The organism is Paenibacillus albidus (assembly GCF_014644435.1).
In the GTDB taxonomy this organism is placed as follows: domain Bacteria; phylum Bacillota; class Bacilli; order Paenibacillales; family Paenibacillaceae; genus Paenibacillus_AQ; species Paenibacillus_AQ albidus.
This window is the reverse complement of record NZ_BMKR01000025.1, coordinates 85,129-98,905: the sequence shown is the minus strand read 5'-3', so window position 1 is coordinate 98,905 and position 13,777 is coordinate 85,129. Positions and strand designations below refer to the sequence as shown.

At 50.2% G+C, this 13,777-nt stretch carries 11 protein-coding genes and 1 pseudogene; 2 read left to right on the top strand and 10 right to left on the bottom strand.

Annotation, left to right across the window (positions count from 1 at the left end):
• From IEY53_RS23685 to cidR, 9 genes and pseudogenes are all read right to left on the bottom strand, one after another.
• A partial coding sequence (locus tag IEY53_RS23685) for a nuclease/transposase family protein (RefSeq protein WP_505820232.1) occupies nucleotides 1-597 on the bottom strand: 597 nt, incomplete at its 3' end.
• A 382-nt stretch (nucleotides 598-979) separates the two neighbouring features.
• Nucleotides 980-1,331, bottom strand: a pseudogene (gene tnpA, locus IEY53_RS23680) (IS200/IS605 family transposase); the annotation flags it as partial.
• Nucleotides 1,332-1,895: 564 nt separating this feature from the next.
• On the bottom strand, nucleotides 1,896-4,121 hold the full coding sequence (locus IEY53_RS23675) for an MMPL family transporter (RefSeq protein ID WP_189029427.1): 2,226 nt from the start codon (nucleotides 4,119-4,121) through the stop codon (nucleotides 1,896-1,898).
• Between the two features lie 178 nt (nucleotides 4,122-4,299).
• Complete coding sequence (locus tag IEY53_RS23670; RefSeq protein ID WP_189029425.1) at nucleotides 4,300-6,207, bottom strand: ABC transporter ATP-binding protein; 1,908 nt, start codon at nucleotides 6,205-6,207, stop codon at nucleotides 4,300-4,302.
• Nucleotides 6,204-7,964: an ABC transporter ATP-binding protein gene (locus tag IEY53_RS23665; RefSeq protein WP_189029423.1), complete on the bottom strand. Its 1,761-nt coding sequence runs from the start codon at nucleotides 7,962-7,964 to the stop codon at nucleotides 6,204-6,206. Before IEY53_RS23665 ends, IEY53_RS23670 begins: the two co-directional genes overlap by 4 nt.
• On the bottom strand, nucleotides 7,957-8,337 hold the full coding sequence (locus IEY53_RS23660; protein ID WP_268240817.1) for a MarR family winged helix-turn-helix transcriptional regulator: 381 nt from the start codon (nucleotides 8,335-8,337) through the stop codon (nucleotides 7,957-7,959). Before IEY53_RS23660 ends, IEY53_RS23665 begins: the two co-directional genes overlap by 8 nt.
• 398 nt (nucleotides 8,338-8,735) lie before the next feature.
• Nucleotides 8,736-10,136, bottom strand: a complete 1,401-nt coding sequence (locus tag IEY53_RS23655; RefSeq protein WP_189029419.1) for a DNA-binding protein — start codon at nucleotides 10,134-10,136, stop codon at nucleotides 8,736-8,738.
• 130 nt (nucleotides 10,137-10,266) lie between these two features.
• Nucleotides 10,267-10,548, bottom strand: coding sequence for an aspartyl-phosphate phosphatase Spo0E family protein (locus IEY53_RS23650; protein WP_229696306.1), 282 nt, complete (start codon nucleotides 10,546-10,548; stop codon nucleotides 10,267-10,269).
• Between the two features lie 107 nt (nucleotides 10,549-10,655).
• Nucleotides 10,656-11,543, bottom strand: a complete 888-nt coding sequence (cidR, locus tag IEY53_RS23645) for a cidABC operon transcriptional activator CidR (protein ID WP_189029417.1) — start codon at nucleotides 11,541-11,543, stop codon at nucleotides 10,656-10,658.
• A gap of 112 nt (nucleotides 11,544-11,655) precedes the next feature.
• On the opposite strand from cidR, the gene IEY53_RS23640 reads away from it, so the two are divergent.
• The gene (locus IEY53_RS23640) at nucleotides 11,656-12,030 is read left to right on the top strand and encodes a CidA/LrgA family holin-like protein (protein ID WP_189029415.1); all 375 of its coding nucleotides are present in this window, start codon (nucleotides 11,656-11,658) and stop codon (nucleotides 12,028-12,030) included.
• The gene (locus tag IEY53_RS23635) at nucleotides 12,024-12,707 is read left to right on the top strand and encodes a CidB/LrgB family autolysis modulator (RefSeq protein WP_189029413.1); all 684 of its coding nucleotides are present in this window, start codon (nucleotides 12,024-12,026) and stop codon (nucleotides 12,705-12,707) included. The genes IEY53_RS23640 and IEY53_RS23635 overlap by 7 nt, the downstream gene beginning before the upstream one ends.
• Before the next feature lie 76 nt (nucleotides 12,708-12,783).
• Here IEY53_RS23635 and IEY53_RS23630 read toward each other — a convergent pair whose 3' ends face one another.
• Nucleotides 12,784-13,752: a Gfo/Idh/MocA family protein gene (locus IEY53_RS23630; RefSeq protein ID WP_189029411.1), complete on the bottom strand. Its 969-nt coding sequence runs from the start codon at nucleotides 13,750-13,752 to the stop codon at nucleotides 12,784-12,786.
• Nucleotides 13,753-13,777 lie beyond the last annotated feature (25 nt).

Genomic DNA, 13,777 nt, shown 5'->3' with positions numbered 1-13,777 from the left:
GAACTTGCGTTTCATATATTTGTTTTCTCTACCCTTTCCAAAAAATCTCGTCTTTCCTTCGCTAGTCACAGCTACAGCAGGGACTTTTAATCCTAAATCAATGCCCATTACCTGTTCGCCTGTTGTTGTCTCTGTAGGAATTTCAAGTGAAACTTGAGCAAACCATTTTCCTGCTTTCTCAACGATTCTCATCAGACCATATTTTGCATTTTGAAGAAATTGTTTATCTCTTTCTGTTAAAAGAGCAGGGAAAATCGTCTTTTTCACTTTGTTGTCCACGATGATAGGAAAAGCAATAGAGGAATTGGCAATGGAATAGTTTTGGTTGTTGATATAGTAGGTGGGTTTCCTTAATATTGGACGCTTCATTTCCTTCTTCGTTTTCTTAAATACGCTTTTAGCATCACGAATAGCTTGATTAAGTACTGCAGAAGGGAGTTTAGCTTCTACATCTTTCGTTGTGAGTTTAGGGAAGGAACCTTCTTTTTCTGCTTGTTCTGTTAATGAATTAATAGCCCGAATATATTCTCTGCTTAATAACTTTAATTCGATGGAGTGACTTGGAAAAAATCTTATCTTTATAGTGACGGACTGCATACGTTTTCACCTTTCTCCTAAATTTGTTTCGCTCTTTTGATTGATTTATACTCGTCAAATGTTGATCCTCTAATTAAAGACCAGCCACCTATATAAGATGAACAAAAGAAAATAACAAATGGAAAAGGAAGGAAGGGGAATTTTGGAACTGTAGGAGTGTAGCTACCGCCTTTGTCTTCGGATTTCAACCACAGGTAGGGGTTAAATTAAGAAATTTGAAGACGGGCAGCGGCCGGAAGTCCAAATATTCACCGTAGTCACGGGCGAAGCCTACGTTAGCCTCTTAAGTTCATCTTATATAGCCAAAATATTTGTCGAATTTGAAATCCTTGATAAATTGTTCAGTTCTACAACAGTCGCATTTCACTCGTATGTTTTTTGACCCCCCTGTTTTTTGTTGTTCAACATATCTATTAATCGTTTCACTAGACACATTTCCTGCGGTACTTACAAAGTATGAACGTGTCCAAAGTGAAGGCAAATGAGCTAAATGTTTAAACTCCTCTCTCGGTCGTTTAGATGTGACTCCTTTAATTTTTGCCATAATATCAGCAGGACTACATGTCGGCAAAGCATTCAAAAATAGATGTGCGTGATCTTGATCTGTTTCGATTGCGATAATCTCTACTTTCAACATCAAATTTAAGAAAGATTTTCCTTCGATATCGTGGACAAAAAACAAAGTGATAATTGATTAGCGATACGGTTGTGTTGATTCTTCTATAATTATCCATACTTAATTGTATCGGTTTATGTTTAAAACTGAAACATGATAACCATAAAATATTGGAACATTAAGTGTCTTAGGACACCCCTGTTCTAATCTCGCTATCATCCCACACCTAAAGGAGTGGGCTTTCTCGCTTATTTTATGGGAGCGATTCAGAAGGGTGAACAATTAAATTCGAACAATGCGCGCGCGATTTCTAATGATGAAATTCTAAACAATCGTATTTAAGAACAGCACAATGGTGTTTCTGCTGAGAGTAGGTTTCGTTTCTCCACGTTGCAAAGAGCTTATGAGCTAGGCCTTGTGGACAGTACCGGTGTGTTAACTTCTTCCTATCGCAGTAAAGCCTGACTTGATCGACGGGCGACCCTTGAGAGGCATTTTTGGCCCAAACCGCTGCCGCTCCGCTCCACGGGAGGCATTTTTGAAAGGGTTGACCGGCACTTTCCTTTTACCAGAGGGCGGTTACAATGTAACTGTCATCCGACTCAAAGAGGCGTCCCTAGCAGCCATTTCTGGCTTCCGGGACACCCCCATCTTCGTATAAAGTCTGATTCCTGTGCTTCCTTTACTCTGCACGTTCAAGCTGCGGCTGTACGACTTCCTGATGTTTGCCCGGCCAGAAGGCCAGCCGCCCAAAGAGCACTGTGAGTGCAGGCACCAGAAAAGGACGAACCACAAAGGTATCCAGCAGCACACCGATTGCCGTAATGATCCCGAACTGCACAAGCACCTGGATCGGGAGCGTAGCCAGGACGGCAAACGTACCGGCCAGAATCAGGCCTGCCGAAGTGATGACCGAACTGGTCTCATTCACCCCTTCGGTGATAGCCTGCTTCAGCGGCATGTGCTTCCGCTTTTTCCAGATATTCGAGATCATAAAGATGTTGTAATCCTCGCCAAGCGCAACCAGGAACACAAAGGAATACAGTGGAATGGCTCCCTGAATGGCATCGGCGCCCAGCCCATAGTGAATAATGATCCAGCCCAGGCCCAGTGCCGAGAAAAAGGACAAAATCACTGTGGCCACCAGATAAAGAGTAGCCACCACAGAGCGCAAATACAGCAGCAGCAGCAAAGTGATCAATCCGATGACAACCGGGATGATCAGATCGGTATCCCGCTCGCCTACTTCCTTGTTGTCATACTGCGTTGCAGTCTGTCCGCTGACCCAGACACTGCCTGCGGGTGAATCAACGCCGACATCAACCAGCGCCTGCTCCCCCGTCGCCAGAAGCGCAGGAATATGGCTCATAGCCTCCAGTGAATAGGGATTGTTTTTAAACTCGATATCAAAGCCCATTATATTCTTGTTTACCGCACCGGCTTGCGGGTCTGAGACCGTATCCACATAAGAAAGCCCGCTCAGAACAACCTTCAGATCTTCCCCGTTCACTTTCCCCTCGGTATCCAGCATCAGCTTAGCCGGAGCCAGCTCACCCGGAGAGAACTGCTTGCCGATCAGGTCAAAGCCTTGACGTGACTCCATATCCTTGGGAAAGGATGACAGAATATCATAGGTGAACCGGATGCCGCTTGCGAAAGAAGCCAGCACCCCCAGAACCACTACTGTCACACCTACAATCATCCAAGGACGGGAAACGACCAAGCCGCCAATTCCTTTATTATGTGAGGTTTTGGGCTTGGGAGCCGGCTTGCCTTTTGCCCGGGCCCGTTCCGCCTCCATATGCGGGGTGCGCGGAATGAACGGGAAAAAGGAAGCCCGCCCGAAGATCGCCAGCAGAGCCGGCACTAGCGTCAGACTGGCGATGCCCATTATAAGGATTGAGACGCTGAAAGGAATTGCAAAACGGTGATAGGCCCCGAATTTGGCCAATAATAAAGCAAACAATGCAAGCACAACCGTGAATCCGCTCATGGCTATGGCCCCGGAGGAATCCGTGATGGAACGCAGCAGCGCCTGGCTTTTGCTGTCTTCCACCTTCAGCAGCTGGCGGAACCGGGAGATCAGGAACAGGCAATAATCGGTGCCGGCCCCGAAGAGCAGAACGGTCATGATGGAGATCGCCTGCGAGTCTACCGTAATCCAGCCGGCCTCCGCCATTTTGCCCAGTACAGGGCTGGTTACCCCATAGGCAAAACCTACCGCAACGAGCGGAATAATAGCCAGAATAGGAGAACGGTAGATCAACAGCAGGAATACCAGCACCAGCAGCACCGTTGCAATCAGCAAGGATACGTCGGCATTCTCGAACAGCCCGGTAGCATCAATGGATATCCCCACAGGTCCGGTCACCCGCAGGCTTAGTTCTTCTCCGTCCACCCGGGCTGCGGAGGGATCTGCTCCGGTTGCTGTGTTAATCCTCTTTTTCAGCTCATTGACGGCCTCTCCCAGCTGTTCGCTGTCTGCTTTTTTATCAAACAGCACAGGAGTGACCAGGGTACTGCGGTCTTCTGACAATGAAGCCGCCAGCGCCTGGGGGGGCAGCTGCCCCAGAGGCGGCACAAAATTCTGATGCGGCAAAGGCAACTCCGCAAGTGTCTTGTATACCGCGCCGATATGTACTAAATCCTCCTCGGGCAAACCGCCTTCCCTATGCCATACCAGCAGTGCGGGAACGCCGCTGCCACCCGGAAATTCTCTCTCCGCTACCACGCCGGCCTGTACGGACTGAAGATCATCCGGAAGGTTCGAAGCATTGTTGGCAACCTGCGAATTTACGGAGGGCCAGATCAGGGTTAGTGCCCCTACGATGACAATCCAGAGGAGAAGCGTAATCCATTTGGTCTTACGGCCTGCCACCCATTTTCCGTAGCCTGACATCCCATTCATCCTCTCTTGTTACCCTGCAGCCCCCAAAATGAGCCGCGGGTCATTTTTCTTTCTTATCATATATACCCACAGGATTTTTATCAAATCTTTTTTATTCCCAAAAGATCCTTATACAAAGCAAATCCCCCTTCTCACAAGCAGACTGGCTGCCTTGTGAAAAAAGGGGGATTGTATTTCTTTATCCTACATCCGGCAGCTCTTCCTCGGAGAACTGGCTGTTGTAGAGATCGGCGTAGAACCCGCCTTGCTCCAGCAGCTCTACATGGCTGCCCTTCTCAATCACGCTGCCCTTATTCATGACCAGAATAAGATCGGCATCGCGGATGGTGGATAAACGGTGAGCGATGACAAAGCTTGTTCTGCCGCTCATCAAGGTGTTCATTGCCGTCTGGATCAGCACCTCGGTCCGTGTATCTACACTGCTTGTCGCTTCGTCGAGAATCAGGATCGTTGGATCGGCAAGGATCGCCCGGGCAATGGTAAGCAGCTGCTTCTGGCCTTGTGAAATATTGGAGGCCTCTTCATTCAGCACCGTGTCGTAGCCCTGCGGTAGCGTGCGGATAAAGTGATCGGCATGGGCCGCCTTTGCCGCCCGCACGATATCCGCTTCGGTTGCGCCTTCGCGGCCGTAGGCAATATTGTCGCGGATTGTACCGTTAAAGAGCCAGGTATCCTGCAGTACCATCCCGAATTTGCTGCGCAGCTCGCTGCGCTTCATGTCGGCAATGTTGATTCCGTCGATCAGAATCTGCCCTTCGTTCAGCTCATAGAAGCGCATCAGCAGATTGATTAAGGTGGTTTTGCCGGCACCGGTTGGACCTACAATGGCGATGGTCTGTCCGGGACTGACTTCGATATTCATATCTTCAATCAGGATAGAGTCCTCTTTATAGCCGAATTTCACATGACGGAACTCAACTGCACCTTCTTCTCCATACGCACCATGTGATGCCCGTGAAGTACTGACTTCCGGTACTTCCTCTTCTTCGTCAAGAAGCTCAAAAACACGCTCTGCAGAAGCAACGGTCGACTGAATAATGTTGGCAATGTTGGCTGTCTGGGTGATCGGCATGGTAAATTGCCGCGAATACTGGATAAAAGCCTGAATATCACCGACATCAATCATTTTTTTAGTGACAAAAATACCGCCGACTACGCAAATCAGCACATAACCCAGGTTTCCGATGAACATCATCAGCGGCATAATCATTCCCGACATGAATTGTGAGCGCCAACCGGTATCATATAAGTCGTCGTTGATGGTGTTAAAGTGGCCCAGCGACTGCTTCTCACGGCCAAAAGCCTTGATAATCCGGTGTCCGGTGTACATTTCCTCCACATGGCCGTTCAGCTGCCCCAGCGATCTCTGCTGACCGATAAAATAAGTCTGCGAGCGCTTGGTAATCGCCATAATAACCACGAAACTCAGCGGCAGGGTAATGATGGTAATCAAAGTCAGCCAAGGGCTGATCGTCAGCATCATAACAACGACACCGATAATCGTCACAATGGAGGTAATCAGCTGGGTTAAACTCTGCTGCAGGGTCGTACTGATATTATCCACATCATTGGTTGCCCGGCTGAGCGTTTCGCCATGGGTCCGGGAGTCAAAATATTTGAGCGGCAGCCGTTCCAGCTTGCTGTTGATCTGCTCACGCATATCAAAAACAACCTTCTGGGCTACACCGGCCATTACATATTGCTGAATATAGCTGAATAACGAACTGAATAAGTACAAGCCGCCAAGGATCAGCAGAATATCGTTGATATACCCATAATCGATGGTGGCTCCCTCCACACCCATCAGTTTCCCATAGGCGCCCTCGAACAGCTTGGTGGTGGCCTTACCCATGACTTTCGGGCTGAAGATGCTGAACACTGTACTCGCGATGGCCGTAATCAGCACGATAAGCAGTTGAACCTGGCGCGGACGCAGATAACGGATCAACCGGCGAAGCGTACCTTTGAAATCCTTGGCTTTCTCTGCGGGCAGCATCATGCCCGGCCCTCCGGGTCCGCCCGGTCCCGGACCTCTATGGCGGGGAGCCGTGTCAGGGCGTTTATATTTCGGGTTGTTGTCGCTCATGCTATTTCCTCCTCTGACAGCTGCGAGGATACAATCTCACGGTACACTTCACTGCCCTCCAGCAGTTCATGGTGAGTGCCGATCCCGGCAATACGTCCCTCTTCCAGAACGATAATCCGGTCGGCATCCATAACCGTGCTTACCCGCTGGGCCACAATCACAACTGTAGCTTCTGTAGTTTCTCCTTTGAGTGCGGCACGCAGCTTGGCATCCGTCTTGAAGTCAAGTGCCGAGAAGCTGTCGTCAAACAGATAGACTTCCGGTTTTCTAATCAATGCACGGGCAATGGACAAACGCTGCTTTTGGCCACCGGAGACATTGTTGCCGCCTTGGGCAATCTCCGAATTAAAGCCATCCTTCATCGCCGATACGAAGTCAAACGCCTGGGCCACAGTGGCTGCATGATAAATTTCTTCATCGGTTGCCTCCTCTTTGCCATAGCGGATATTCTCGCTGATCGTACCGGTGAACAGCACAGCCTTCTGCGGGATGTAACCAATCTTATTCCGCAGCTCCTCCTGGGTCATCTCACGCACATCTACCCCGTCAACCCGCACTGTACCTTCATTAACATCGTAGAAGCGCGGAATTAAGCTGAGCAGAGTGGATTTGCCGGACCCCGTACCGCCGATAATAGCCGTAATCTCACCCGGACGGGCGCTAAAGCTGATGCCGGACAGCGCCGGCTGCTCTGCACCCGGATAGGAAAAGGAAACATTCTCGAATTCTACATAGCCATGTATGCCTTCCCGGCCTTCCTGTCTAGCCGCTGCTGCTTCACGCTGCAGGGCACCTGCCGAAGGATCCGTAATTTCCGGCTGCATATCCAGCACCTCATTGATCCGCAGTGCTGAAGCAGACGCCCGCGGAATCAGAACAAACATCATGGAAACCATAATCAGGGAGAACATAATTTGCATCGCATATTGGATAAACGCCATTAGCGATCCAACCTGCAGATCACCGTCGCCAATCCGGATTCCTCCGAAATAAAGAATGGCAATCATGGAGAAGTTCATCACTATCATCATTAGCGGCATAAGGCCGGCCATAATTTTATTAACCTTAATTGCAGTTTCTGTAAGATCCTTGTTCGCTTCATTAAAACGTTTATTCTCATGGGAGATCCGGTTGAAGGAACGAATCACCCGAATGCCTGTCAGATGCTCACGCAGGACAAGATTTAATTTGTCGAGCTTGACTTGAATCGCCTTAAACAGCGGCAGCCCCTTCATCCCGATGAAGAAAATGGCTCCGACCAGCAAAGGAATAACCACCACAAAGATCAGGGACAGCTTGGCATCCTCCGAGACCGCCATAATGATCCCGCCGATCATCATCATCGGGGCCCCGATCATCATGCGCAGCATCATGGTCAGTACCGTCTGTACCTGCGTGATATCATTGGTTGTTCGCGTAATCAGCGAAGCGGTTCCCAGCTTGTCGAACTCATGCAGCGTAAAGTTCTCCACATGGTTGAACACACGGGAACGGGTATTCTTGCCAAAACCCGCTGCTACCTTAGCGGACAAGTAACTGGCAATAATAGAGCATAAGGTCCCCCCTGCCGCCACAAGCAGCATGGAAAGGCCAATGGACCAGATCAAGCTGCGGTCCCCCTGCACAATGCCTTTATCGATGATATCGGACATCAGGGTAGGCAGGTATAGATCTCCCAGGGACTGCAGGAATACCAGGATCAACACAGCCGCGATAGCCAGCCTGAAAGGCTGCAGTTGTCTCATTAATTTAATCAAACTTCTCATCTCCGTTCATTTGTAACCGGTCCAAATCGGGTGGAGGGTTATCTTCAATAAAAGCATGGACCTTCATCAACATATCGGCCAGTTGATTGCTCTCCTGCACCCCCAGATGCTCCACTAACCTGTTCAGGGTCTTATCCATGTGCTCCCTGGCTTTGCGTGTGATCTTGCCTCCCTCTTCAGTAAGCAGGATGCGCACAACTCTGCGGTCCGAAGGATCGTCCTGGCGCTGCACCATCCCTTTGGCTTCAAGACTGTTGACCAGTTGGGTGACGGTTGGCGGAGTCAGGCCCAGAAGGCGGCTGAGCACAGATACCTTGAGTCCTTCCTGGCCCGCCTTTCTGGCCAAACATATCAATAACGTCATCTCACTGGGCTTATGCCCTTTCACCGAATGCTGCCAATGCGCTTTTCGCAATTGTCTGAGTGCGATGAAGAGCTTGCTCGTGACGGGATTTTCTTCATTTATCCCAATGTCTCTCACCTCTATTTAGTTAGGAGTACTAATAATTAAACATCATATTAATTAGTATTCCTAATTATATTTTCACGGCAGGCCCATTGTCAAATTTTGAACACGCTATCAAATATTACGGATTTAAGAACGCAAAAAAAGCCTGCCATAGGCAGCCTTTTAATAGATAAGCTATAATACATCCCCTTACAAATTTCACAGGCAGTCACTAGAAGTCGGCTCCATGCTCCTGGGAGGTAAAACTTCCCCAGCCAGCAGGACGATCGCATGGTTGATTCATAACCACAAAGCTAAACAATACCAAAGTGGCGGTCGTCATCAGCAGCAACCTTCTCATCTTGTTGTCTCACCTCCTGCATAAGGCCGGTATACAGCTGCTGCTGCTGTTCGCTGGCATGCTGTCTGTTGACCTCAAATAGGGTGACACAATGAATAAAGCCCTTTTCATTATTCAATCGGATCGAGAGCCGGAGACTCTCCATAATATGGTCAATGCCTTCTGGATAGTTCTGATGCTGAATCAGGTATACCGCGATTTGATAATTCAGTCTGAATAAACGGTCAACATTAATAGGATCCTGAAATTGTCCGAAACGCAGCAATTCCCGTGCAAAACGGTTCAATGCCGCATCCGCCGGGAACCCGTAACGGTTGGCTGACTCCATAATAATAATCAGCCCCGGAAGAATCTCTCCGGGATGGTTGGCCAGGAAGGAAATGTAGTCCGGCAGAGCCGAAATGTTACCGCTCAGCAATTCCAAAGTGTAGCTGTTCGCTACGGCAAACAGCTGAAAGCTCTCGACGGCTGCGCGTCCTTCCTCATCCAGCATTTCAAACCAGCTCAGATCGGCATAACCTGCAGTGTACCTCTTGGCTTCTTCATAATGTGCCTGTTTGGTGAGCGCAAGGGCTTTGAACAAATAACCATGACCATAATAGACGACGAGTGGACGTTCTGTATGCAGCTCCTCACGGCGTCTGCTTCCGATCTTCCGCAATTCGTCCCGGTACACACCGTTTGCCAGAGCCCTTAGCTCGTCCGCATACTTCTCAACCTCTTTCCATTTATTCAAAGCGAAACATTCTTTCGCCATCTTCAGCAAGCCATCCAGCTGCATTTCCTCCGGAAGGCGTCCCCGAAAAGGTTCAAAAGTGATCAGTGCGCGCAATTTCTCTTCCATATCCACAGATTGCAGTGACTTGAATATACGGTATTGGCTGATGGCAAGACGTTCGGAGTAGCTGTCCTGCTCATTCTCTGCTACAATTTTGTAAAAAATGTTCGACTCTTGGATCTTCCCGTTGTTGAATAACTTATCCGCCACGGAGAAGACGATATCCAGCGGTTTGGCGAATTCAAGCATCCGGTTCAACACATCTTCGATTACATGGTGTTTGCCAAGCTCTGCACAGCGGATCAGGAACGGCTCTACACGCCGGCGTGAAATCCTCTCTTCACTGAAGCACTCGTCAACATAAAGAGAATACCACCAGCCCTCCGGGAAACCGAAGGCCTTGATTACTGCATCGAGCTGCCCAAGGGAGAGGGGTTTAGGGGGATTGCCGTGTAGAATTGCGCTAAGACTTCCACGGTTCAGACCGGATATCTTGGCAAATGAGGCGAGATTATGACCCGAACGGGACAGATTCTTCTCAAACTCTGAGCGTAAGGTTGTCAGTTTAGCTTCCACCCGGCACCTCCTCTGTCGTGAAAATGATAGCCCTTCTATTAATTGACATTATAGGGGAACCTTAACGAAAGCACAACAAAAAGAGGCGCTTCATGCTCCCCTTCCGGTCTCTATTCATAATCTATTAACGCTACTGCGGCAGCGTAGTATGGTTGTTTGTTATTCGCTGGGAGGCCTTAGAATGAGCAGCGCCTGCCTTGCGGCTGCGCAGGCTTTCCATCATTCTATTCTGCGCCAGCAGGATATAGCCGTCCAGCCGCTCACTTAGCTCAACTACGGCCCGGTCACTGAGGCTCCGCTGCTGCGCCACCTCCAGCAGTTCGCACCTTAAGCTCTCTATCGTCATAAACAGCTCGTCTTCTCTGCTGTCCAGCCTGGGATCATCCTGGGAAAAAGCCCGGTAAAGGTTCACGCTCACTCACCTTCTCTCTATCAAACTTTACCCTATCATAATCGCTGATGCCAAAAAATATATTTTCAAAAAAAAGAAAAATTTGTCGATTAATTGACATTAATTAATTATAAACTACCAAGCAGTTCTTTTGCAAAAGAAACCCATTCCCGGGCCGCAAAAGATAAATACCGGTCCCTGCGCCAGATCATCCCCAGCTCCCAGGGAATATACGGCTCTGCCAGGGGAATCACAGTAATCCGCGACCGGTCCATATCCCGGCAGATAGTCTCCGGGAGCAGCGCGATTCCGAGCCCCGCCGCCACCATTCCGCTGATCAGATCCCATTGAGAACTCTCATAGACCACCTTCGGCTGAAATCCCGCCTTGACGCATTCCGTAATGATCCGGTCATGCAGAGCAAAATCCTCCCGGAACAAGACAAACTCCTCCGCAGCAAGGCGGTCCAGCGCCACCTGACGTTCTCCCGCCAAGTGGTGCCCTGAAGGAACCAGCAGCTCCAGCTTCTCTTGAACAAAGGTGAAGCAGTGAAATTTGGCTGCCTGTACAGGCAGCACAACCACCCCAATATCAAGCAGACCGGTCTCTACATCATTCTCCACTTTCTTCGCTCCATCCTCATGCAGGCGGATAGTCACCTGCGGATATTTCTTGTGAAACTGGCCGATAACCGCAGGGAAAAAATTCGCGCCAACCATCGGCGGCAGCCCGATCCGGATGTGTCCTTGCTTAAGCTGGCGCAGGCTGTCCAGCTCGGAGGACAGGCTGCCAAAGGACTCCACAATATTCTGCGCCTTGGCCAGCAGGGTCTCTCCGGCATCGGTCAGGCGAATGCTTTTGCCCTCGCGGTAGAACAGATCCGCACCCAGCTCCACCTCCAGATTATGAATCATTTTGCTGATAGTAGGCTGAGTGATATAAAGCGATCGTGCCGCCTCGGAGAAGCTGCCCAGTCTTGCCGCCTGAACAAAATACTGCAATTGCCGGATATCCATAATGCAGGCCCCCTATCCATAGATAAATGGAATGTCACATATTCAATCCATTCATTTTACCTATGAAAATAAATGATGTAAACTTTCATTATGATGAAAGGAGCGAAGCCTGATGAAAAAGTTAGCTATGGGCTTGCTGCAGGTGGCGGGACTAACCTTGTTCTCACTGCTAATCAACACCCTCACCTCATTCTTGCATATTCCTGTTCCCGGGAGCATTGTCGGCATGGCCGTACTGTTTCTCCTGCTGGAATTTAATGTTGTCCATCTGAACTGGGTGGAGCTCGGCGCTTCCTGGCTGCTGGCCGAATTGCTGTTGTTCTTTATCCCTTCCGCTATAGGCGTCATGAACTATTCAACCTTGCTGGAGACAGATGGTCTGCGTGTGCTGGCTGTTGTTCTGGTGGGCACCTTTACCGTTATGGCCAGTTCCGGGCTGCTTACGGGCGCCATCTATAAGGTGAAGGAGCGTAAAACATCATGTTAACCGGGCTATTATTCCTCGGTCTTACCATTGCCGTATATTTGCTGGCCAAACGCGTGTATTCTTCCCGGGGCAAAATGTATACCTCCCCGCTGATTATTACGCCGCTCCTGATTATCAGCTTCCTGCTGATGACAGGGATTCCTTACGATTCCTACAATGCGGGAGGAAAGTGGCTGACGGATCTGCTGCAGCCGGCCACCATCGCTTTTGCGATCCCTTTGCACAAAAATTTCAAGGTGCTCAAAAAACACGCCGCCGAAATTGCGGCAGGCGTGCTGTCGGGTACGGTAACCGCCGTAATCTCCTCCATGCTGCTCGCCAAATGGCTGCATCTCAGCAGCGATCTGGCGACCAGTCTGGTTCCACGGTCCGTTACCACTCCGATTGCCATGAGCATCTCGCAAAGCATCGGCGGTGTGCCCAGCATTACAGCGGTCTTCGTAATTCTGACCGGTGTGCTGGGTACGATGATGGGCCCGTCAGTGCTGCGCCTCTTCCGCATTGACAATGAAATTGCGCGCGGCGTATCGCTGGGCACCGCGGCGCATGGCACCGGCACTTCCAAAGCCTTCGAGCTGAGCTCGCTGACCGGCACCATTTCCAGTATCGCGATGATTCTGACGGCACTCCTTACCATCGGAGTGGCTCCGGCTCTACTCGCGGTTTTCCTCCACTAGGCCGACCCGGCTTGGGCCATAGACACGCTGACCCGGAGATATTCCCGGCAGGCGTGTCTTTTTGTTATACAAAAGGCTACAGCTTCACCGGCAGTCCTGACTGCGCCGACTCAAAGGCGGAGCAGGTAACCTTAAGCGTCTTATAGCCGTCCTCATAATCACTGAGAATACGCGAGCGGTCACCGGTCCGCACGGCATGCAGGAAAGCCTCGCTTTCCGCTGCATAAGGATTGCCGGTGTTGGCATACTCCGTGCTGTTGCCGCTCCGCACCTCCATCAGCCGCTCCGGGTTCCAGTCCAGCATCCCCTGCTCGTTGTAGAAGCTGAGGCCTACATGCCCCACTCCATCCGGCAGCACACAGGTATTGGAGATATTCGCTACAATGCCGTTCTCCAGCTTGAGCGAGACGGTGCCGATATCGGAGACTGTAACGTTCTCATGCTTCTCATGCATTATCCGGTTGCCGAACATTCCATATACTTCCTTGACTTCGCCTGCAAGATAGCGGACCAGGTCCACAATATGAGTCGTCTGTTCTGTAAATTGTCCACCGGACTGTTCCTGGTTGCGCCACCAGGCAACACCCGGCATGCCCCCCATCCACTGTCCGACAATCATGCCCACCTTGTCGTTGCTCAAGCTCGCCTTCAGCTGCTTCACAGTCTCCTGATAGCGGAAATGATATCCCACTGAAGTCAGCAGGTTATGCTCTTTAATGTCCTGCAGCAGGCTGGCGGGAATTTCCGTACTTGAACCCAGCGGCTTCTCGATGAAAAAAGGGATCTCCCGGCGGATCAGCGCACGCTCAATGGCCCCATGCGACTGGGGCGGCACACAGATGTAGACGGCATCCAGCTTGTGGGCGTCCAGCATCTCTGTAATTTCCCCATAACCGTCGGCCCCGTAAGCACGGGCCATCTCTTCCCCCTTCTGCTTGCTGCTGCCGCATACGGCCTTTAGGGATACATCCTCCATCTTGGCCAGTAAATCCGCATGCTCTTTGGAGAACCAGCCTGTCCCAACGATTCCGATATTCAGTGTCATTTCTTAACCTCCTGTAGCGTAATAA